This is a genomic window from Pseudomonas sp. GL-R-26 (assembly GCF_019947365.1).
Lineage (GTDB): Bacteria > Pseudomonadota > Gammaproteobacteria > Pseudomonadales > Pseudomonadaceae > Aquipseudomonas.
Window position 1 is genome coordinate 141,129 of the sequence record NZ_JAGYGI010000010.1, and the last position, 21,849, is coordinate 162,977.

At 60.5% G+C, this 21,849-nt stretch carries 19 protein-coding genes and 1 pseudogene; 18 read left to right on the top strand and 2 right to left on the bottom strand.

Annotation, left to right across the window (positions count from 1 at the left end; all coding sequences use genetic code 11):
• Window positions 1–19 precede the first annotated feature (19 nt).
• The 8 genes from tssJ to tssA all read left to right on the top strand — a co-directional run bounded on the left by tssJ (window position 20) and on the right by tssA (window position 12,022).
• Window positions 20–766, top strand: coding sequence for a type VI secretion system lipoprotein TssJ (gene tssJ, locus KGA96_RS12895; RefSeq protein ID WP_223513054.1), 747 nt, complete (start codon window positions 20–22; stop codon window positions 764–766).
• On the top strand, window positions 763–2,106 hold the full coding sequence (gene tssK / locus KGA96_RS12900) for a type VI secretion system baseplate subunit TssK (RefSeq protein ID WP_046042543.1): 1,344 nt from the start codon (window positions 763–765) through the stop codon (window positions 2,104–2,106). The genes tssJ and tssK overlap by 4 nt, the downstream gene beginning before the upstream one ends.
• Complete coding sequence (gene icmH / locus KGA96_RS12905; RefSeq protein ID WP_223513057.1) at window positions 2,103–2,816, top strand: type IVB secretion system protein IcmH/DotU; 714 nt, start codon at window positions 2,103–2,105, stop codon at window positions 2,814–2,816. The genes tssK and icmH overlap by 4 nt, the downstream gene beginning before the upstream one ends.
• A 30-nt stretch (window positions 2,817–2,846) precedes the next feature.
• Complete coding sequence (locus tag KGA96_RS12910) at window positions 2,847–6,719, top strand: type VI secretion protein IcmF/TssM N-terminal domain-containing protein (RefSeq protein WP_223513060.1); 3,873 nt, start codon at window positions 2,847–2,849, stop codon at window positions 6,717–6,719.
• Window positions 6,720–6,750: 31 nt separating this feature from the next.
• Window positions 6,751–7,677 carry a type VI secretion system-associated protein TagF gene (tagF, locus tag KGA96_RS12915; RefSeq protein WP_046042546.1) on the top strand — a complete coding sequence of 309 codons (927 nt, stop codon included), beginning with the start codon at window positions 6,751–6,753 and terminating at the stop codon, window positions 7,675–7,677.
• Window positions 7,674–10,148 carry a type VI secretion system membrane subunit TssM gene (tssM, locus tag KGA96_RS12920; RefSeq protein ID WP_223513061.1) on the top strand — a complete coding sequence of 825 codons (2,475 nt, stop codon included), beginning with the start codon at window positions 7,674–7,676 and terminating at the stop codon, window positions 10,146–10,148. Before tagF ends, tssM begins: the two co-directional genes overlap by 4 nt.
• A gap of 163 nt (window positions 10,149–10,311) precedes the next feature.
• Window positions 10,312–10,830 (top strand): Hcp family type VI secretion system effector, encoded by a 519-nt coding sequence (locus KGA96_RS12925; RefSeq protein ID WP_007978712.1) that lies wholly within the window; start codon window positions 10,312–10,314, stop codon window positions 10,828–10,830.
• Window positions 10,831–10,924: 94 nt separating this feature from the next.
• Complete coding sequence (gene tssA, locus KGA96_RS12930; RefSeq protein WP_223513062.1) at window positions 10,925–12,022, top strand: type VI secretion system protein TssA; 1,098 nt, start codon at window positions 10,925–10,927, stop codon at window positions 12,020–12,022.
• 123 nt (window positions 12,023–12,145) lie between these two features.
• Here tssA and KGA96_RS12935 read toward each other — a convergent pair whose 3' ends face one another.
• Complete coding sequence (locus tag KGA96_RS12935) at window positions 12,146–12,505, bottom strand: DUF6124 family protein (RefSeq protein ID WP_046042549.1); 360 nt, start codon at window positions 12,503–12,505, stop codon at window positions 12,146–12,148.
• A 384-nt stretch (window positions 12,506–12,889) separates the two neighbouring features.
• On the opposite strand from KGA96_RS12935, the gene KGA96_RS12940 reads away from it, so the two are divergent.
• The 4 genes from KGA96_RS12940 (at window position 12,890) to KGA96_RS12955 (ending at window position 15,789) form a co-directional block, all read left to right on the top strand.
• Window positions 12,890–13,030, top strand: coding sequence for a hypothetical protein (locus KGA96_RS12940; RefSeq protein ID WP_223513063.1), 141 nt, complete (start codon window positions 12,890–12,892; stop codon window positions 13,028–13,030).
• A gap of 927 nt (window positions 13,031–13,957) precedes the next feature.
• Window positions 13,958–14,446 (top strand): Hcp family type VI secretion system effector, encoded by a 489-nt coding sequence (locus KGA96_RS12945; RefSeq protein ID WP_223513064.1) that lies wholly within the window; start codon window positions 13,958–13,960, stop codon window positions 14,444–14,446.
• A gap of 9 nt (window positions 14,447–14,455) precedes the next feature.
• Complete coding sequence (locus tag KGA96_RS12950) at window positions 14,456–15,433, top strand: hypothetical protein (RefSeq protein ID WP_046042551.1); 978 nt, start codon at window positions 14,456–14,458, stop codon at window positions 15,431–15,433.
• The gene (locus tag KGA96_RS12955) at window positions 15,430–15,789 is read left to right on the top strand and encodes a hypothetical protein (protein ID WP_046042552.1); all 360 of its coding nucleotides are present in this window, start codon (window positions 15,430–15,432) and stop codon (window positions 15,787–15,789) included. Before KGA96_RS12950 ends, KGA96_RS12955 begins: the two co-directional genes overlap by 4 nt.
• Window positions 15,790–15,806: 17 nt before the next feature.
• On the opposite strand, the pseudogene KGA96_RS12960 reads toward KGA96_RS12955, so the two are convergent.
• Window positions 15,807–15,923, bottom strand: a pseudogene (locus KGA96_RS12960) (transposase domain-containing protein); the annotation flags it as partial.
• Between the two features lie 546 nt (window positions 15,924–16,469).
• Between KGA96_RS12960 and KGA96_RS12965 the strand changes: the two are divergent.
• The 6 genes from KGA96_RS12965 to KGA96_RS12990 are packed head-to-tail and all read left to right on the top strand — an operon-like array spanning window position 16,470 to window position 21,822.
• On the top strand, window positions 16,470–17,060 hold the full coding sequence (locus KGA96_RS12965) for an amino acid synthesis family protein (protein WP_007978708.1): 591 nt from the start codon (window positions 16,470–16,472) through the stop codon (window positions 17,058–17,060).
• A 43-nt stretch (window positions 17,061–17,103) separates the two neighbouring features.
• Window positions 17,104–17,937: an alpha/beta fold hydrolase gene (locus KGA96_RS12970; protein ID WP_046042553.1), complete on the top strand. Its 834-nt coding sequence runs from the start codon at window positions 17,104–17,106 to the stop codon at window positions 17,935–17,937.
• Window positions 17,934–19,415 (top strand): aldehyde dehydrogenase, encoded by a 1,482-nt coding sequence (locus KGA96_RS12975; RefSeq protein WP_046042554.1) that lies wholly within the window; start codon window positions 17,934–17,936, stop codon window positions 19,413–19,415. Before KGA96_RS12970 ends, KGA96_RS12975 begins: the two co-directional genes overlap by 4 nt.
• A 12-nt stretch (window positions 19,416–19,427) precedes the next feature.
• Window positions 19,428–19,913, top strand: coding sequence for a flavin reductase family protein (locus tag KGA96_RS12980; protein ID WP_046042555.1), 486 nt, complete (start codon window positions 19,428–19,430; stop codon window positions 19,911–19,913).
• Between the two features lie 48 nt (window positions 19,914–19,961).
• Window positions 19,962–21,413 carry an NAD-dependent succinate-semialdehyde dehydrogenase gene (locus KGA96_RS12985; protein WP_046042557.1) on the top strand — a complete coding sequence of 484 codons (1,452 nt, stop codon included), beginning with the start codon at window positions 19,962–19,964 and terminating at the stop codon, window positions 21,411–21,413.
• A gap of 19 nt (window positions 21,414–21,432) precedes the next feature.
• On the top strand, window positions 21,433–21,822 hold the full coding sequence (locus tag KGA96_RS12990) for a carboxymuconolactone decarboxylase family protein (RefSeq protein ID WP_007991919.1): 390 nt from the start codon (window positions 21,433–21,435) through the stop codon (window positions 21,820–21,822).
• Window positions 21,823–21,849 lie beyond the last annotated feature (27 nt).

Sequence of the window (21,849 nt, forward strand, 5' to 3'; positions counted from 1 at the left end):
GCATTTACAGGTAGTGGTCATGGACAAGAGATATCCAGGGAAGCGTCCCGAAAAGACGGCGTTGGCTAAATGCCTGACGGCGGTGGTGATGATGGCGGTACTGAGCGCCTGTGGCGTCACCGACCGGGTCGGCAAGCGGGTCGACGACACGTGGGCCGGCGACATGCTGTTCGACGACAACGAGAAAGTCATCCTGACGTCCGACGGCGGCAACCAGCTCAATCCCGACGCGGCCGGCAAGCCGCTTTCGGTGGTGCTGCGCGCGTACCAGCTGACATCGCTGGAGCGCTTTGCGTCGGTGGATGCCGACTCGCTGTGGGACGACCCGCAAAAGGCTCTCGGCAATACCCTGCTGGAAAACCGCGAAATCACCTTGTTGCCGGGCATGGGGCAAGTCGACAAGTGGCCCCTGAACAAAGCAGCCGGCTATGTCGGCGTCGCGGCTTTTTTCCGCACTGATGAGAACAGTCGCTGGAAGGTCGCGTTTGACGCCAACTCCCTGCGCAAGGACGGCATCTGGTTCTCCTCCGACGGCCTGCGGGTGCTGGTGGACAACAACACCGTGTCGGCCGTCAGCGGCGTCGACGTGCTGGACAAACCCAAGACCCAGGAACAACTGGCCAAAGCCGCTGAGCAACCGGCCGAACCCACGCTGACCGACCGTGTGCAGGACGCTGTGGTGCAGAAGGCCCAGGACCAGGCGAGTGCCTCCGCGCAAAAAGCCGTGGACTCGAAATTGAATTCATTATTGGAAGGCGCTCAATGAGTAAGCAAAGCCGGGTGATGTGGTCCGAAGGCATGTTCCTTTTGCCACAGCATTTCCAGTATCAGGATGAGTTCCACCAGCATCAGCTGGCGCAGGCGACCCTGCGCAACACGCCTTTTCACTGGGGCGTGCAGTTGCTGGAAGTGGACGAGGAAGCCCTCGCCACCGGTTCCCTGCAGCTCAAGCGGCTGAAACTGGTGTTTCCCGACGGCAGCCTGTTCGACGCACCGCAGCACGATCCGCTGCCTGCCGCCCGGGACTTGAAGGACCTGCTCAAGGGTAACGACCTGAAGGTCTACGCCGCGCTGAAACTGCCTGAGCCTTTCGGCCTGAACTACGTCGAAGACGGCCAGGAGCAAAAAACCGGGCGGCGCTTTCGCAAGCAGTTCGACACCTTGCCGGACCTCAACGAAGGCGACCTGGAAAACGAAATCACCAGCCTGCGCCTGAACGTGGTGATGCTGATCGACGGCGACAACCTCGATGGCTACACCTGGTGCCCGATTGCCCGGCTGTCGCGCAACAACATCGGCGGTTTCAACCTCGATGGGCATTTCGTGCACCCGACGCTGCACCTGGGCACCCACGACACCCTGATCGGACTGGGCAAGCGTTTGCTCGGTGCCTTGCAATCCAAGAGCAAGGCGCTGTCGGGCCGTCGCCGCGAGCGTGCGGATCAGATCGCCGAGTTCGGCTCCAGCGACGTGACCCTGTTCTGGCTGTTGAACACAGTGAACCGTGCCCACCCGGCCCTGGCGCACCTGCTTGCGCACCCGCGCTTGCACCCCGAGCGCTTGTATCTGTTCCTGGCCGAACTCGCCGGCGGATTGCTGACGTTCTCGCTGGACACCCAACTCAACGACATCCCCGAGTACGACCACCACGACCCGGCGGCCTCGCTGGTCAAGCTCGACGAAATGATTCGCGTGCTGCTCGACAACGTGGTGCCGAACCAGTGTGTGGTGATCAACCTGACCCAGACCAAACCCTCCTACTGGCAAGGGCAGTTGCACGACCCACGGTTGGCGGAGGCGGACTTCTATATCTCCGTGCACGCCGACATGCCGGGGGCGAGCCTGCTGGAACTGGTGCCTCGGGCGTTCAAGGTCGGCTCGCCGGAAGACATCGAAGTGGTGGTCAACAGCGCCATGCCTGGGGTCACCCTCAATCATTCGACCCGCCTGCCCAATGCGATTCCGGTGCGACTGGACAATCACTACTTCTCCATCGAGCCCCATGGTCGGGTCTACGAACGAATGATGAGTGCCCAGGCCATCTCTTTCTATGCGCCCAGCGCGTTCACCAACCTCAAGCTTGAACTGATGGCGGTACTCAAATGACCGAAGCCGTACTGCAAGGCGCCGTTGCGGCCGCCCGTGAAAAACCGACACTCAAAGACCTGGTGCAGGACTTCATCAGCATGGCGCTGATCGTGCGCAAGGGTCGCCAGGTGACTTCGGTCAGCGCCTTCGAGGCGAGCGTCGATACCTTCTTCAAGGCGCTGGAACGCGATGCCCGTGGCGCCAACTACAGCGTTGAACAGGTGAAGGACACCCAGTACGCCCTGTGTGCGTTCCTTGATGAAAGCGTGTTGCGCTCCGGGGACAACGAGTTGCGTCGGCACTTTGAATTGCAGCCGCTGCAGTTCCGCTATTTCGGCGTGCACCTGGCCGGCGAAGGCTTCTTCGAAAAAATCGATGCGCTGCGTGGCGACGTCAAACAGAACCTCGATGTGCTCGAGGTTTACCACCTGTGTCTGGCCCTGGGTTTCGAAGGCAAGTTCAGCCTCGGGCAAAAGGACCAGCTGCGCTACCTGGCCAATACCCTGGGCCAGGACATCGCGCGTTTTCGCAAGACGCCCAAGGCCCTCTCGCCTGACTGGGCGTTGCCCGACCAGGTCTCGCAGATGCTGCACCATGAAGTGCCCCTCTGGCTCTACCTGGCGCTGATTGCGCTGGTCTGCGCGGGTGTCTACCTGACGCTGGACTGGTTGCTGGCCAAAGACGTAGCCGCATTGTCCGAACAAATCAGCCAGCTGTTCAGTGCCTGAAAACAGGTCAGGTAATCGAGTCAGGAAGACATGAAGACATTATTGCGTTCGTTGAAAAGTTTTTGGTTCCTCGTTCCCGTCCTGTGGCTGGCGAGCCTGGCGGTCTGCTGGTTCGTGGCCCCGCACGTGAGTTGGCTGCGCGGTTATGCGCTGGAAGCGATGGCGATCGTCAGTGCCTTCTATCTGCTGATCATTGTGCTGCGTCAGTACAAGCGCATCCGCGCCGAGCACAACCTTGAAAACCTGGTGCAGATCGAAGTCGATCGCTCGCTCAAATCCGCCGGTGAATTCCGCGATCAGCAAGTGCTGCGCGAACGCCTCAAGCACGCCATCGCGATGCTGCGCGCTGATCGCTCGGCCGGTGGCGGCGGCTCGTCGGCGCTTTATGATTTGCCGTGGTACCTGGTCATCGGCATGTCGGCAGCGGGCAAGACCTCGTTGCTGACCCGCTCCGGCCTGTCCGCGAGCATTGCCAGCAGCGCCAACGACACCGAGAGCGGCACCCAGCATTGCGATTGGTATTTCAGCCCCGAGGCCGTGATGATCGACACGGCCGGCCGTTACCTGCGGGACGACCCGTCGGCCAGCGAGTTCGCCGCCTTCCTGCGCATGCTGAAAAAGCAGCGCAGCAAAGCCGCGGTCAACGGCTTTGTGTTGGTGGTGAGCCTGCCGGAACTGCTGGCGTGTAGCGCCACCGAGCGCAACGAACTGGCCGCACAACTGGTGTCGCGCATCGAGGAATACAACGAGTGCCTGGACGCCAGTCCACCGATCTACCTGATGCTGAGCAAGACCGATCAACTGCCGGGCTTCAGCCAGGCGTTTGAAGGCCTGGACCTGAACGAGCGCCAGCAACCGCTGGGCATGACCTTCGGTTTGTCCGAGATCCGCAACCAGGGCCTGCGCCCGGTGCTGGATGCCAAGCTGGCCAACCTGCACGGCCATATTCGTCGTCACGTCGACGCCCAGATGATTGCCTTGGGTGCCGATGCCAACAGCGCCCTGCTGAACTTCCCGAACTATTTCGCCGAGCTGTCGGGGGTGCTGGAGCAGTTTCTCCAGCACTTCGCCGAGAGCGGTCGCAACGGTGCGCCGCTGTTGCTGCGCGGGCTGTATTTCACCAGCGCCTTGCAGACCGACCAGCAGTTGAGCCAGGTGTATGAAGACGACCTGGCCGAGTCGTTTGCCTTGCAAGCGGAGCATGAGCAACTGGAGCAAAGCAGCGGCAAGAAAATCAGCGACCGCAGCTACTTCATCACCGATACGTTCCGTCGGGTGATCTTCCCGGACCGTGACCTGACCCTCTATCAGTCGCGCCTGGGCAAGAACACCTCCGCCAGCCCTGCCCTGCTGGGCCTGGCGGTGCTGGCCGGGGTTGCGTTCATTGGCTGGCAAGCCCTGTCGTTCCAGAACAACCGTCAGTGGCTGGCCACACTGCGCGAGCAACTGACCGAACTGCAACAGTCCCCGGACCGTGCCGGGCTGCTCGCCTCGGGCCAGGGCCTGGAACTGCTGCGCGATCAACTCTCGGCCATCGAGAAGTACCGTGCCAAAGGTGTGCCGCTGCAACTCGGCGCGGGCCTCTATCGTGGTGACGACATCTACCGCGTCGCGCAGACTGCCTACTTGCAGCAACTGCGCACCCAGGCGCTGGAACCGGTCACCTTGCAACTGCAATTGCAGATGCGCGCCTTCAATGAGTTCGCCAAGACCATGGACGCGCAGAACAGCTTTGCGCCTGCGCCAAACAAAGCCGACCCGGTCAAAGCCCGCGCGCAAGGCCAGAAACTGCCAGTGCGCTTGAACAACCTGCCGCGCAGTGGCGGTGATGTGGCCAGCCGCCTGACCGGTGCCGCCAAGGGTGCCGCCAACAAGGCACGGGGGGATGCGCTGACGGCACTGCGCAACCCAGCCACGGCGAGCGATGCCGCTGATTTGTCGGCGACCACCGGCGGGCTGTCGTTGTCCGAGGAAATGCTCGGCCGGCTGGATGAGCGCCAAGTCGCGTCCATCATCGAGTCCTACAACGCGCTGAAGCTCTACCTGATGCTCACGCAACCCGGCACCCATCCAGATCCGGAGTTCGTCGGCGCTGCATTGCCGGTGGCCTGGGCCAATACCGCCAGTGCCGACAATCCTGTCAGCACCGCGGTGATTCAGGACAACTCACCGGTCTACGTGCAATTGCTCAAGAATGGCCAGGCACCGACCTTGTCGCGTAACGAGCAGCTGATCAGCGAAACTCGCAACAGCCTCAAGTCCTTCATGATTTCCAGCTCGCTGGTGGACCGTGAATACCTGCGTCTGCAACTGGAATCCAGCCGTCAGTTCCCGGCCGTGGGCTTGAGCGACCTGGTGCCGATGCCAGGCCGTCAGTTGCTGTACGGCACCGAGGCGGTCCCGGCGATTTTCACCCGCCAGGGCTGGGAACAGTTCGTCAAGCCCGAGCTGATCAAGCTGGTGTCGGGCAACCTGCAAAATGAATCGGACTGGGTGCTCGACGGCGAAGGCGGCGACAGCATCGTGCAGAAAGCCAACTTCATCCGTGAGTTCATGACGCGCTACAAGCGCGACTACACACAAGCCTGGTACACCTTCATCGACAGCGTTGGCGTTCGTCATTTCACCGACATGGCCAATGCGACCCAGCAACTGTCGCTGTTCAGCGACGTGCAGAACTCGCCGGTGAAAATCCTCCTGGCGGCGATCAACGACAACACTCAATGGGACGTCCCTGCCCCCCGCGAAACCCTGCCAGCGGGCATCAAGCCCGATGACGGATTCTGGAGCAGCGTCACCGGGATCTTCGATGGAAAGAATTCATCGGCAAGTACGTTGATTTCGCCTTTACCGGCGGTCGACGACGGCAGCCTGGCCAAACGCTTCGAGCCAGTGTCGCGGGTGTTTGCGGTGCAGAACGCCGAAGGCGCCGACAGCACGATCATGGACCGCTACCTGGCGGCCTTGCGCAAACTCAAAGTGCGGATGAACAACATCCAGCGCTCCCAGGACGTTGGCAAGAGCAGCAAGCAGCTGATCAGCGAAACCCTCGAAGGGTTGCCAAGTGAAGTGACCAGCGTGCGCAACTATGTCGAGACCACCGTCGACACCAGCCAGGGCGGTCTGTCCGATTCGTTGCAGGGCCTGTTCAGCCTGCCGATCCAGTTTGCCTGGGAAACCCTGCGCGACCCGGCCGGCCAACAGATTGCCAAGGCCTGGGCGCAGCAGATTGCCAAGCCCTGGGAGCAGGTCATGGCGCACCGTTACCCGATTGCGCCCGGTAGCCGCAATGAAGCCTCGGTCAAGGATCTACAGCGTTTCGTCGACCCGGAATCCGGGCTGCTGCCGAACTTCAAGCGCAACGAAATCGGCAATCTGTCCGGTGGCGAAGGCCTGGGGATGAGCAGCAACAGCAAGGCAACGCCGCTGGTCAACCCAAACATGGTCAACAGCATCGACAAGGCCAGTTCGTTGGGCCAGGTGATCGCCAGCCTGTCGGACCGCGACAACGGCTTCGAGATCATGCTCGAACCTTCCGCCAACCTGACCGACATCATCTTCACCCTCGATGGCCAGGTGCAGCACTACCGCAACGGCAAGACCAGCTGGAGCCGCTTCTCGTGGCCGGGCACGACCACCACGCCGGGCGCACGCCTGGATGTGGTCACCCTGACCGGCGAGCGCATCACGGTGTTCGACTACCCGGGCCGCTGGGGTCTGCTGCGCATGAACGACAGCGCGCGGGTCAGCGATCTTGACGGCATCCAGCAGCGCTTCAGCTGGAACACCAGCAGTGGCCCGGTCAGCCTCGCCGTGCGCAACTACGGCGGCGTCAAGTTGACCGACCTTGCCAACGTCAAGGCATTGAGCGCGCTCAACAGCAAAGAAGGTCAAGCGCTGTGAGCCGCCGAGCCTTGAAGCAGGGTTGCGGCCAATGATCGGCTGCTTCGGAAAGGTGCCCGCGAGCCCGGACTTCGTCAGTCTGCAAGGTGCGGGTGACGACGTCTGCGAGTTCGATAGCTGGCTGCAAGGGGCGCTGGCCGCCCTGCAGCATCGCGACGACTGGCGCGAGCTGTTCGACGGGTTGCCGCTGTGCTTTTTCAGCTACCGCGCGCGCAGCGGCAACTGGTTACTGGGTGGGCTGATCAGCTCGAGGGATTCGAGTGGACGGCGCTATCCGTTCTTCATTTTCCAGACCCTCAAGGCCAGTGAAGCCGAGCCTCTGGTCAATCCGTTCACCCTGGGTGAATTGTTCAGCGGGCAGATCCGGCCACTGCTGCACATGGCCGTCCAGGGTGAAAGCACCTCGGTGCTGTTCGAACGCATCAAGGCCCTGCGCCCGTTGCAAGGCCAGGACTTCGAGTTGTTCCGGCGCGTGCATGACAAGTTCCTGGTGAACTTCAACCTGCGCGATATCAGTACCGCCCTCGAAGGCGCCTACCCGGAGTTCGTCACCAATGCCGTGCTGACCCGTCTTCAGGCCCTGAGAAGGCACCTGGCTCACGCGACGCCAATCGGCATCGCCCTGCCCTTGCCGGCGGAAAGAGGCCTGAAGAATCCGACCGCCGATCTGTGGGTCACCTGGCTGACACAAATGACACCGGAACGCGCCGTGCCGCAGATCAGCCTGCTGGCGGACGACTTCATGCGTCCCCGGCTGATCTGTTTTGCATCGCGCCAGACCAGCGACGCCTACCGCGTGCTGACGGGCATCAGTGACCGTTCGCAGAGCTACGACGTGCTGGCGTCCTTCGATGCCTTTGACGAGCACCACCGCACACACGCCTTTCCCGAAATCGACCGCCCTCTGGGTGACGTTATCGACCGTTTTGTCGATGCCCTGGATTCGAAGCCTGTATGAACAAGATCAAGTACTACTTCTTGCGCTATCAACCCTACATCCTGGGGGTGTGCTTTTTCCTCACGATCTTCGTGGTGTGGGGCATCGGGCGTGCATTTGATTTCAGTTCGCTCAACAGCCTGCTGACCGGCATCGCTGTATTCCTGGTGCTGTCCGCCGGTTATGTGCTGCTGCTCTATCGGGGCGTGTCGCGGCATCACAACCTTGAAGGACTGCTGCGCGAGGATGCCGATCAGGCGGTGTTGAACGCGAGCCCGGCGGATCGCGAAGAAGTCAGCCTGTTGCGCGAGCGCCTGTTGCAGAGCATCGAGCGCTTGCACAGCAACAAGCCACGGGGCAGCAATCCCAAGGATGCGCTGTATGCCCTGCCCTGGTACCTGGTGGTCGGTCAGCCTGCGGCAGGCAAAAGCACCATGCTCTACCAGTCGGGCCTCAACTTCCCCTACGCCGAGCGCGAAGGTGTGCGCGTCGCTGGCCTGGGTGGCACCCGCAACTGCGACTGGTTCTTCAGCTCCGAAGCCGTGCTGCTGGACACCGCCGGCCGCTACATGAACAACCAGGAAGAGGCCGGCAAATGGCGCGCATTCCTGCAACTGCTGCGCCAGCATCGCCAGCGCCGGCCGCTCAATGGCCTGATCGTCACCGTCAGCATCCACGACATCCTGCAAGCCTCGCTCGAAGATCAGGAGCGCATCGCCAAGCGCCTGCGCGAACGCATCCAGGAAACCCATGCCCTGCTGGAAGTGCGGTTGCCGGTGTACCTGGTGTTCACCAAATGCGACCTGGTGCCGGGTTTTGCGCCCTTCTATCGCCAACTCGATGAAACCGCACGCGGCGAAGTCATGGGCAAGACTTTCTCCCACAAGGGCTATGAGCAAGCCGACTGGGGCCAGCGTTTCGGCATCGCGATGGACGAGCTGGTCAGCTATTGGCAACAAGTGGCGAGCCAGCAACTGGTCACCCAGGACATCCAGATCACCCGGCAGGATTCGGCGGTGTATCGCTTCCCGCTGGAACTGGCAGCCCTCAAGCCACGGCTTCAACTGTTCGTCGATGCCCTGTTGCGCGCCAACCCTTATCAAAGTGCGGAACTGCTGCGCGGCTTCTATTTCACCAGCGCGCTGGACGCAGACCAGCCGGAACTGGGTGGACACGCACGGCAGGTGACCGAGCGCTTTTCGCTGGAAGGTGATCGGGAGATCGCCAACGGTCACGCGCAACCGCGCCCATTGTTCATCAACAGCCTGTTCCGCAAAGTCATCATTCCCGACCAGCACCTGGTGGCGCTGTACACCACCAACCACCGCGAACGTCGGCGCCGGGCGACCTGGATCGGCGGTGCCGGATTGGTTGCGGTGCTGCTGTGCAGCTTGTTGGGCTGGTCGTATGTGAACAACAGGAACACCTTGCAGAGTCTCTCGGCAGAACTGACTCAGGCTGGCGTCGACGACCGCTCAGTTCCCGCTCAGTACACCGATTGGCAAACCCTGGATCGCCTGCGCTTCTGGACCGCGCACTACTACGCGCAACACCACGACGAAGGCGTGCCGCTGCGCATGCGTCTGGGGCTCTATCAAGGGCACAAGGTAGAACCACTGGTGCGCAGCCGCTATTTCGATCGGCTGGAAAGCGTGATGCTCAAGCCCACGGCCGACAACCTGACCCGCTCGTTGTACTTGCTGACCACCCTCAAGGTCTATCAGCGCAACGCCAAAGAGCTGATGCCCGTGACCGGCGTGGACAGCGTCGAGCCCAAGGCCCTGCCCAACGACAATCGGGCGCAGTCCATTGCGCAGTTCGGCAAGGCGACGCTGGACACCTACGTCATGTTGTCCCGCGCACAACGGGAAAAGGTCGACCCTGGGTTCCTGAAAGCGAAAATCCCGGATTACTGGTACCCGGCGATTGCCCGTCAGGTCGGCAACGCCAGTGTCGCCGCCTCGGACTATGAATTCGCCAGCCGCCAGATCAATTTCTACAGCGACCAGATTCACGAGCCGGACGTGCCACGGATTCTCGACAACGCGTTCCTGATCTCCAGCTCGCGCAACTACATCAACAGCCTGCTGACCCAGTCGTTGCGCTCGATCGAAACCATCACGCTGGAGTCGGACACCCTGTTCGCTTTCGCCCGTGCGGACTTCCAGAGCCTCAAGACTGAAGGCCAAAGCCAGCTCAGCGCGATTGCCGGCAAGCTGCTGAGCACCCCCAACATCGGAAAAATCATCATCGCCGGGCACGCCGATCAGCTCGGCGATCCCCAAGGCAACCTGCAGGTTTCCAAACAACGGGCACAAACCATCAAGACCTACCTGGTGGGCAAAGGCGTACCCGGCGAGCTGGTCGAAGCCGTCGGCGAAGGCAGCAACAAGCCCTTGGTCAAGTGCGATATGCAGCAGCCAAGGGCCCAGCTGATCCGCTGCCTTGAGCCTAACCGGCGGGTAGAAATCGAAGTGCGGGCACTCAACTGAGTAGGCGCGCCTTGTGTAGAAATACCGGTATCCGGGTCATCTCGACGAGAGGCCCGGGCCGGCATAAGACACCTCTGTTGATCGATTCAAAGAGGTTAAAACGAAGGGTTGCGACCTGCTTGCAGGTGACATCCCTTTAAATGAAGGTAAGGAGAAAATAGAAATGGCATTTGACGCATACATCCAGATCGACGGCATTCCAGGTGAAGTTCTGGACGACAAACACAAGGATTGGATCGAAGTGCTGGGCTACGAGTACGGCGCAACCCAGGCGACTTCCGCGACGGCCAGCTCTTCGGGCGGTGCTTCGTCGGAGCGTGTTGCGTTGAGCGACTTCAGCATCCGCAAAGCCGTGGACAAGGCTTCTGCCAAGCTGTTCGAAGCCTGCTGCAAAGGCACGCACATCGCCAAGATCCAGTTGAACGTGAACCGTGCCGGTGGCGACAAGGTGACCTACCTGACCATCAACCTGGAAGAAGTCGTGGTGTCGTCCGTGAAAGCGGTCGCTGGCGGCAGCCAGAACGGTGAAGACAAAGCGGTTGGCGATCTGCCGATCGAAGAAATCAGCTTCAACTTCGCCCGCATCAAGACCACCTACACCCAGCAGAGCCGTGCAGATGGCCAGGGCGGCGGTAACGTCACCGGTGGCTGGGATCGCACCGCGAACAAGGTTTTCGCATAACACCGTAGTAATGACGGGCCGTACAAGCGGCTCGTTTTCGGCACCGTGCCTGCCCGGCGGGCGCGGTGTTCTTTTAGTCTGATCAGAGTTTCCCATGTCTGAATTTCTCAACGACCTTTCGCTGGCCGAACTGACCGCGCCCATCAATGAGGGGAGCGGCGAAGACCTGAGCTTTTCCACCTTGTTCGATCAGGTGAAAGAAGCACGGCGAGCAGACCCCGATTACCTGACCCAGGGTGACTGGCAAACCGATCTGAAGTCATCCGACTGGGATCTGACCCTCACCCTGGCTGCCCAGGGCCTGGCTCGCCAGAGCAAGGACCTGATGCTCGTCGCCTGGCTCAGCGAAGCCTTGGCGCACAAGTACCATTTCACCGGTATCACCTTTGGCCTGACCCTGGCCGAACGCCTGCTGGACAATTTCTGGACCGGCCTCTTCCCTTCCCTCGAGAACGGGGTCGATGAACGCGCTGCCCGCCTGGCGTGGATGAAAACCTCGCTGGCGGATGTGGTGGGCGGACTGCCCATCACCCAGGGTCAACAGTACGGCCTGCTGCGTTATGACGAATCCCGGCACGTCGAAAACCTGGCATTGCAGAACCCCCAGGCCATGCGCACGGCCCTCGACGAAGGCAAGATCAACGCCGAGGTATTCCAACGCTCGGTAGTGCTGACCGACTCCGATCACCTGCGCCAGAAGGCCAGCGAAATCGCCGCCAGCCTCAATGCCTGCCAGCAACTGCAGAGCACCGCCGACAGGCTATTCGGCAATGACGCGCCGAGTTTTGCCGGGCTCCACGACGTGTTGTCCCGCGCCGGGCAACTGGCCGAGAAGCTGCTCAAGGATCGCGGCATCGAACTGAACCCGGCCCCTGTCGCGCCCACCCCGACCGTCGCCGAAAACGCTGGCGCACAACCTGCAGGTGCCGCAATGACCCAGACCCAGCAAGACATCCCCGTCACACCGCTGCGCACCACCCCGCAAACTCGCGACGAGGCATTCACCCTGCTGGCGGGCATCGCGCAGTTCTTCAAGCAGACCGAACCCCAGAGCCCCGTCCCCTACCTGATCGAACGGGCGATCAAATGGGGCAACATGCCGCTCGAGGGTTGGCTCAACGATGTGATCAAGGACAGCAGCGTGGTGGACAACATCCGGGATGTGCTGGGGACGAAGGAAGCGAAGTCCTGATTGTTCAAACGCCGAGAAACCTGTGGCGAGGGAGCTTGCTCCCGCTGGGCTGCGCAGCAGCCCCCCAAAAAAAGACACCACCGCACATCACAGTGAGCACCCACTCATTCAAACGAACTGCACCTACGCAGGCGGATCAATCTGATCCAGCACCCGGTTCGCCGTAATCTCCGCCAACATCACACTGTTGGAAATCCCCAGCAGCGCATTGCGCGATCCACCGTCCAAGTGATCCACCAACTGGTGAACCATCACATCCACCGAGGCCAGCGTCTCAACCAGATAAACCACCAAGGTTTCGGTATCAACCTGCGGGTCGACGGTAAACAAGGTACTGACCGTACGCGGCGTGGCTTTGATATCGGCGGACGAGGGGAAGTGGAAATCGAGGGCGCGCTTGGCGGCTTCGTTGAGTTTGTTTGAATCGGGTTCGTACGGGGATACCGGATCGGTGTCCGGCGGGTTGGGCGTTACTTTGAACATATGCTGAGTTTCCTGTTGGTGTGCCACCCCTCTTGCGACTAAACGAAAGGGAGGCAACTGTACGCAGGTTAGTCGACCGGGAAACTCAGCAATCCGGCGCGCCCGAGGGCGCCCTGCGTACAGTCACCATCAATTACAGGTAATGAAAGACCTGCAAGACAGATGCATGCACAACTGAGTTAACGCGAGCGACTAAACCCGACCACTGATGGGCAGTGGCAGGGAAACGATAGAGGCCAGCCCCAAGACGCACAAGCCGGCGGATTCTGGCGTAACCGTAGGCAACGGCGCAAGGTCTTGTAGCTTTCATCGAGTAAGCCTGACAACATTTAAACACCCGCGTTCCTGAAGTTTTTCAATGCGAAAAAATTACAACGTGGGTGCTTGAGTAAGCCAACCAAGGTACCGGTAGCGCACATGGTCCTCGGAGATCTGACCAACGTCACTCTGCGTGACCGGATCCGGGAAGTGCCCAAGGCTGTTGAAGTCAAGCACAAGGAACCGGCCACCAAACAACTGATCTAGTACACCATTGTCAATGATGTAACGGTTGCTGTGCCCAGCAGTGCCAGTAAGGCCACGACCAGCGGCGACCGAAAAACGAGCGCCTGTACCGCCATGGGCCGACTCAACTTGGTCAGAGGAAGCATCGTGACGCTGGCAGCGGCTGGCAACCGTGCGGCCGGGGTGATGACGCTAGATTGCGTGGAGCGTTGCTTGTGAAGTGCAGCCGGAGTATCACGTTTGAAGCCGGTGAACCGGTGATGGTGAAAGAACCTTCAGCGACTCTGGATATCCCGCAGGTCACTCTATACGGCAACCTGTAGGTGAATGGCGACGTCAACGCAACAGGGACTGTCTTGGATGTCGGTGGAAACTCGAACCATCACAGTCACTAGACCTGCTGAGCGGGGACTACGGTTTTTTTAGGGTCCGTTGTTGTACCGAATAGATATCCTGCAATCGCCCCCAATATGCCTAACGCGACACTGAAATCGCTAATGCTCGCCAACGCTAACAACGAGCTGAAAATTGCAATCAAGACGATGCCTATGGCTCGAAGGTTCATTGGTCCGCCCCCCCTTGCATTCTCCAAAAGATCCCTAACAAGGTGACAAAGCCTATAACGGCAATGATCCAGGTGATTTGCTGTTCCATAGTAAGCGTATGGCTGATTCACCTTGCGTGACTAAGCCAGATACCAGAGATGTGGTATCAGTTCCGCAATTTCACTCGCCCGCTACGCCAGCAGGGCCGACTAAATCAAACTCATAATCGCGGCTACGCGCTTGCCGCTGCGCAGCAACCTGCGGAGAGCTAGTTCTTAACCTCGAGCGCCCACGGCGTTATCTGGTACGGCTGGCGCCTTTGTGTCAGGGAACATTTTGGTGAGACAAAGTGTCATAACCATTCATCAGATTTCAACCCGACCATTACCAAGGAGAGGTAAGCATGGCTTTCGACGCCTTCATACAAATCGACGAAATCCCTGGCGAAGCGCTGGATGAGCAGTACCCCAACTGGATCGAGATCACGAGCTACAACTTCGGCGTCAATCAAAGCACCTCTGCCACCGCGAGCTCTTCTGGCGGTGCAACCTCAGGGCGTACGACCCTGACCAATTTTACCTTCACCAAGTTTCTCGACATCGCCAGTTGCAAGCTGCTGGAAGCAAGCTGTGCGGGTCAACATTTTAAGGAAGTGAAGCTCGTGCTTTGTCGGGCGGGCACGGACAAGCTTAAGTACTACGAAATTGTCTTGGAAGAGGTGATCATTGCCGACTACTCGCAGAACGCCAGTTCGGGCGTTCCCATCGAAGTCATTCAGTTGAACTACGGGCGTATCAAAACCACCTACACCCGGCAGAAACGTTCCGATGGTAGTGGTGGCGGTAATGTGGCGGGGGGTTGGGATCGGATCAACAACAAGAAGTACGCGTGAGGTAAGGCAATGTCTGAAGCACGCAGTTTCATCAACCCAAGAACCCAGTCGTACCAGTCGTTGAAAGCTAGTACACCGGTGTCGGGGTACGCCAAAGGCAAGTTCGATGTCTTGAATGTGCATATTGCCAACAGCGTGGTCATGGCCGGGGAGTTGGTTATTGTGGGCGACTCCGATACGCCATCTTGCACCAGCCACGAAGCGTTCCTGATGGCCAAGGCGGCTCAGGTGCACACGGGGCTGCTGACTAGCGGGGTGGAGGCGGACGATTTTTTTCTGGAACACTTCGACTTGCTGCAGAGCGTGCTGGCCAACGCTTCAATGGGAGCTGGTGCCGCCAGCGAGGGATGGAGCAAGCATCTGGAAAATATCAAGGCCACACTTGAGGAGATCGAGAAACTACACCGCGATTACCTCGGCTCTGGCACCCTCAGTGCCCGCGACGCGTTTTACGCCAAGCGCACCACTTTGTTCATGAAGCTCGAAAAACAGTTGGGGAACATTGCCGCGTACGGCTCAGGGTTACGTAACCTGGGAAAGATCAAGCAGGCATTGGGCATTTCGACCCATAGCTACCTCCATACAGGCGAGATCGCCGGCTATGCCGACAAAGTGTCTGGCGTTGCCAAAGCGTCGAATCTGGTCAAGAAAGGCACGTATATCGGTACTGCGCTGGATGTGGCATCCACAGGTTTGTCGATTCATAAAGCCTGCACGATGGGCCGAGAGGACCAATGCCGCCGCGCCAGATATGTCGAAAGCTCGACATTGATGGGTAGCCTGGCGGGCGGCAGCGCCGGCGGGTATCTGGGCGGTATGGCAGGGACTGCTGTTTGTGCAGTCGTTCTGGGGGTTAGTACAGGCGGCCCAGGAGCACTGGCTTGTGCTGTGGTAGGCGGTGCGGTGGGCGGTAAGATCGGCGGTGACATCGGTAGCGACAGAGGCGAGGTGCTGGGTGACTTTTTGTATCGTGAGGTATCGGAGTGAATGAAGTCGACCCTGGACTGGTTGCGCTGCTGATCATCGTCCCTATGGTGTTGGCCATCGTCGTGCAGTGTTACGTTGCGCATAAGTACACCGAGCGCTTTGAGTCATTGCTGACGAACTGCACCTTCGTGACCGGCAATAAAAATGCATTCCAGCATGCAGGTTTGCTGGGCAAGGTCATGCGCACTGGGTTGATCTCTATGGTGTTGGCCATACCGAAAGTCTTCGTGCGCAGGGGGTTGATTGACTTCAATGAAGTGAAACGCTTCCCGTCGCGGATGAGGCGGTTACTGGTGAGCCTGTTGGGCATTCACATCGTGTTGTTCGCCGCGCTGGTCATTTCCCATTATGCATAGCCCCTGAACCTTATAAGTCAGGTCGGCATCCACCGATGCGGCAACAGTTGTCCAATCTCGCTCGCCCGATATGTCGGTAGCCGAATCAGCACATCTTTGAGATAGGCATATGAATCATGCCCATTCATACGTGCCGCCCCCTTGATCCCTAGGCTGCATAGCGCTGCCCATTCAGCACTGACGCACCCGAACCAAAGCAACCAACTGAATACCTGAAAGCAGCTGCATTAAGCGGGCTTTCAATGTGAGTTATGGTCGGGCCGCTCTGCTGCGGGGATGAGTGCTGATCTACGACAATCCAGGGAGATGCAAAAAAATCGAAGGCAACTGATATTCAGTTTGGAGCTACAGGCCGAACACGTCGGCCTGTTTTGATATTCTGTTGCAACTGGCGCAAAAGAACGTGAAGCTATTTATCTCACATCATGTATATCGCGGATTTTTCGCGCACGGCATCAGCTTGACGCAGCTTCACCGCTGATCCCCTTCCTTACCCTTCTCTTCTCCCCCATGCCGGGCCTGCGCCCGGCATAAACCCGTGCCTGCCGTTTGTCCGCTGCTGCCCGTGGCGCACATTTTTGCATGCCATCCAGCCAGAAACTCCATTCGGGGACTTGTGCTTCCGGTATTATGGTATACCATCAGACGCACAGACACCCAAAACCTCTACGGAGCAGCTCATGAGTTTCGAAATCCGCAAGATCGTCAGCTATGTCGAAGAAACCTTTATTGAAGGCGGCAAAGCCACCGATAAGCCCGTGACCATGGTCGGTCTGGCCGTGGTGATGAAGAACCCCTGGCTGGGCAACGGTTTCGTCGAAGACCTGAAACCGCAGATCCGCGCCAACTGCTCCGACCTCGGTGCGCTGATGGTCGAGCGCCTCGTGGGCATCATTGGCGGTGCCGAGAAAATCGAGGCTTACGGCAAGGCTGCGGTGGTCGGCGCCGACGGCGAGATCGAGCACGCTTCGGCGGTGATCCACACCCTGCGCTTCGGCAACCATTACCGCGAAGCGGTCAAGGCCAAGAGCTACCTGAGCTTCACCAACAAGCGCGGTGGCCCGGGTACTTCGATCCAGATCCCGATGATGCACAAGGACGACGAAGGCCTGCGTTCGCACTACATCACCCTGGAAATGCAGATCGAAGACGCACCGCGTGCCGACGAAATCGTCGTGGTCCTGGGTTGCGCCGACGGTGGCCGCCTGCACCCGCGCATCGGCAACCGCTACATCGACCTGGAAGAACTGGCTGCCGAAAAAGCCCAGTAACCGGCCAGCAAAACGACAACAAAAAAGGCTGTAGGAGTGCTCCATGATTCGGCTCACCGCTGAACTCACCCCGGCTGGCACCAGTTACCTGGCGACCGGCCAAGGCCAGCCCGTGGTCTTGATCCACGGCGTGGGCCTGAACAAAGAAATGTGGGGCGGCCAGATCGTTGGCCTGGCCACGAAGTACCGCGTCGTCGCCTACGACATGCTCGGCCATGGCGCTAGCCCGCGCCCTTCGATCGGCACGCCGCTGCTCGGCTATGCCGACCAGTTGCTGGAGCTGCTCGACCACCTGCAATTGCCCAAGGCAACGGTGATCGGTTTTTCCATGGGCGGGCTGGTGGCGCGGGCGTTTGCCTTGCACTACCCGCAACGCCTGGAGGGCCTGGTGGTGCTCAACAGCGTGTTCAACCGCAGCGCCGAACAGCGTGCCGGGGTCATCGCCCGCACCAGCCAGGCTGCCGAACACGGGCCGGACGTCAATGCCGAAGCGGCGCTGTCGCGCTGGTTCAGCCGCGAATACCAGGCCGCGAACCCGGCGCAGATCGCCGCGATTCGCCAGACCCTGGCCGGCAATGACCCGCAGGGTTACCTGACCACTTATGAACTGTTCGCCACCCAGGACATGTACCGCGCCGACGACCTGGCCAGTATCCAGGTGCCGACGCTGATCGCCACCGGCGAGCTGGACCCCGGTTCGACCCCGGAAATGGCCAAGCAACTGGCCGAACGCATTCCCGGTGCGACCGTTGCCGTGCTCGCCGAGCAACGGCATATGATGCCCGTAGAGTCGCCGCGCCTGGTCAACCAGCTGTTGCTGGAGTTTCTGCAGACCGCGCACTCCCAACAAAACCAGATCAAGGGGATCGTTGCATGACACTCGCACGCTTCCAGATGTGCATCGGCGGTGAATGGGTCGATGCCCTGTCCGGCAAGACCTTCGAAAGCCTCAATCCGGCGCTGGCCGAGCCTTGGGCCGAACTGCCCGATGCCGACGAAGCCGATGTCGAGCGCGCGGTACAAGCCGCGCAAACCGCTTTCGACAGCCCGGCATGGCGCGGTTTGACCGCCACCGCTCGCGGCAAATTGCTGCGACGCCTGGGCGACCTGATCGCCGAGAACAAAGAACAACTGGCGCAGCTGGAAAGCCGCGACAACGGCAAGCTGATCCGCGAAACCCGTGGCCAGGTCGGCTATCTGCCGGAGTTCTTCCACTACACCGCAGGCCTGGCGGACAAGCTCGAAGGCGGCACCCTGCCGCTGGACAAGCCGGACCTGTTTGCCTACACCGTGCACGAAGCCATGGGCGTGGTTGCCGCGATCATTCCATGGAACAGCCCGCTGTACCTGACCGCGATCAAACTCGCCCCGGCCCTCGCGGCGGGCAACACCATCGTGATCAAGCCGTCGGAACACGCTTCGGCGACCATTCTTGAACTGGCACGCCTGGCGCTGGAAGCCGGGATTCCGCCGGGGGTGGTCAACGTCGTCACCGGTTACGGCCCGAGCACCGGCGCCGCCCTCACCCGCCATCCGCTGATCCGCAAGATCGCCTTCACCGGCGGCGCGGCCACGGCGCGGCATGTGGTGCGCAGCAGCGCGGAGAACTTCGCCAAACTGTCGCTGGAACTGGGGGGTAAATCGCCGAACATCATCTTCGCCGACGCCGACCTCGACAGCGCGATCAACGGCGCCATCGCCGGGATCTACGCCGCCTCCGGGCAGAGCTGCGTCTCCGGTTCGCGCTTGCTGGTGCAGGACGAGATCTACGACGAATTCGTCGGCCGTCTGGTGGAACGCGCCCAGCGCATCCGCATCGGCAACCCCCAGGACGACAGCAGCGAAATGGGCCCGATGGCCACCGCGCAGCAACTGGCCGTGGTCGAAGGTCTGGTGGCCGATGCCATTGCCGAAGGTGCGCGCCTGCGCTTGGGCGGCAAGCGCCCAGAGAATCTGGGTGAAGGCTGGTTCTACGAACCAACGCTGTTCGAGTGCGACCGCAATTCGATGAAGATCATGCAGGAAGAAGTCTTTGGTCCGGTGGCTTCGGTCATCCGTTTCAAGGACGAAGCCGAAGCCCTGGCGATCGCCAACGACTCGCAGTTCGGCCTCGCCGCCGGTATCTGGACCCGCGACCTGGGCCGTGCCCATCGCCTGGCCCGGGACGTGCGTTCGGGGATCATCTGGGTCAACACCTACCGCGCCGTCTCGGCCATGGCGCCGATCGGCGGCTTCAAGAACAGTGGCTATGGACGCGAAAGCGGCATCGATTCGGTGCTGGCCTACACCGAGCTGAAAACGGTGTGGATCAACCTGTCCCAGGCGCCGATGCCTGATCCCTTCGTGATGCGCTAGGAGTCCTGGAAAATGATCGAACCCGGCATTTACAAAGACGTCATGAGTTCGTTCCCGTCCGGGGTCACGGTGGTCACCACCCTGGACCCGGACGGCGGCATCGTCGGCATCACCGCCAGCGCCTTCAGTGCGCTGTCGATTGACCCGGCACTGGTGCTGTTCTGCCCCAACTACGGCTCCGACACCTACCCGGTGCTGCGCGACAGCAAGCAGTTCGCGATTCATTTGCTGTCCGCCGAGCAGACCGCCGAGGCCTATGCCTTCGCCGGTAAAGGCAAGGACAAGGCCAAAGGCATCGAGTGGCACCTGAGCGAACTGGGTAACCCGATCCTGGCCAAGGCGACGGCGATCATCGAGTGCGAACTGTGGCGCGAATACGACGGCGGTGATCACGCGATCATCGTCGGCGCGGTGAAGAACCTGATCCTGCCCGCGCAACCGGTCACGCCGATGATCTACCACAAAGGCAAGCTGGGGCCGTTGCCCACTTTGGCCTGATGGTTGAACACAATCCCACAGGGTCCACCACTTTACTCAGGAGCCGGCATGAGCCCAGCAGCCTCGTTACTGTTCCGCCAGCAGGCCTACATCAATGGCCAATGGCTGGACGCGCCGGATGGCGCCTGTCAGGACATCTTCAACCCGGCCACCGGTGAACTCATCGGCCGGGTACCGAACCTCGGCGCCGAACACGCACGCCTGGCTATCGAGGCCGCCAACAAGGCCTGGCCGGCCTGGCGCGCACTGACCGCCAAGGAGCGCAGCAATACGCTCAAGCGCTGGCATGCCTTGATGCTGGAAAACGCCGACGCCCTGGCAAACATCCTCACCCTCGAACAAGGCAAGCCACTGGCTGAAGCCAAGGGCGAAATCCTCTACGCCGCGAGCTTCATCGAGTGGTTCGCCGAAGAGGCCAAGCGCATCTACGGCGACACCATTCCCAGCCACAAGGGCGACGCGCGCATCGTCGTCAGCAAGGAGCCGATTGGTGTCGTCGCGGCCATCACGCCGTGGAACTTCCCGGCGGCGATGATCACCCGCAAGGCCGGCCCCGCGCTGGCGGCCGGTTGCCCGTGCATCGTCAAACCGGCCCCGGAAACGCCGTTCTCGGCACTGGCCATGGCCGCACTGGCGGAACAGGCTGGCATTCCAGCGGGCATTTTCAACGTGATCACTGGCGATGCCATTGCCATCGGTGGTGAGCTGACTTCAAGCCCACTCGTGCGCAAACTGTCGTTCACCGGCTCCACCGGGATCGGAAAATTGCTGATGGCCCAGTGCGCGCCGACCCTGAAAAAAGTCTCGCTGGAACTGGGCGGCAACGCGCCGTTCATTGTCTTCGACGACGCCGATCTGGAGCGCGCGGTAGACGGCGCGCTGATCGCAAAATTCCGCAACGCCGGGCAGACCTGCGTCTGCGTCAATCGCTTCCTGGTGCAGGACGGCATCCACGACGCCTTTGTCGCACGCCTGGCCGAGCGGGTTTCGCAACTCAAGGTCGGCAGCGGTTTCGATGATGGCGTCACCCAAGGGCCGCTGATCAACGAGCGTGCCGTGGCCAAGGTGGAAGACCATGTGCAAGATGCCCTGGCAAACGGCGCACAATTGCTGTGCGGCGGCGAACGCCATGCATTGGGCAACGGCTTCTTCCAGCCAACCGTTTTGGCGGGCGTTACCACGCAAATGAAAGTCGCCCAAGAAGAAACCTTCGGCCCGCTGGCAGCGGTGTTCCGTTTCGACACCGAGGCCCAGGCCGTCGAGATGGCCAACGACACCGAATTCGGCCTGGCCGCCTACTGCTACACCCGCGACCTGGGCCGCGCCTGGCGCATGAGCGAGGCACTGGAATACGGCATGGTCGGGATCAACGAAGGGCTGATTTCCACCGAAGTCGCGCCGTTTGGCGGTATCAAATCCTCGGGGCTGGGCCGTGAAGGGTCGAAGTACGGCATCGAGGACTACCTGGAACTCAAATACACCTTGATGGGCGGCCTCTGAGCCCACGGGAGCTACGCAAATGAACAACGAAAAATACGAAAAAGGCCTGAAGATCCGCACCCAGGTGCTGGGCGAGGCCTACGTCAACCGTTCCATCGAAAACGCCGACGACTTCACCCGACCCTTGCAGGAAATGGTCACCGAATATTGTTGGGGTCATGTCTGGGGTCGTGAGGGTTTATCGCTCAAGGAGCGCAGCATGATCAACCTGGCGATGATCTCGGCCCTCAACCGGCCCCATGAACTCAAGCTGCATGTGCGCGGCGCCTTGCGTAACGGCCTGAGTCGTGAGCAAATACGCGAAATATTGCTTCAGGTCGGCATTTATTGCGGTGTCCCCGCTGCCGTAGACAGTTTCCGGCTCGCCCGTGAAGCCTTCGCCGAAGCCGATGCCGAGGCCTCCAGTTAACCCTTGGCTGTTTGATCCGACCGAGCA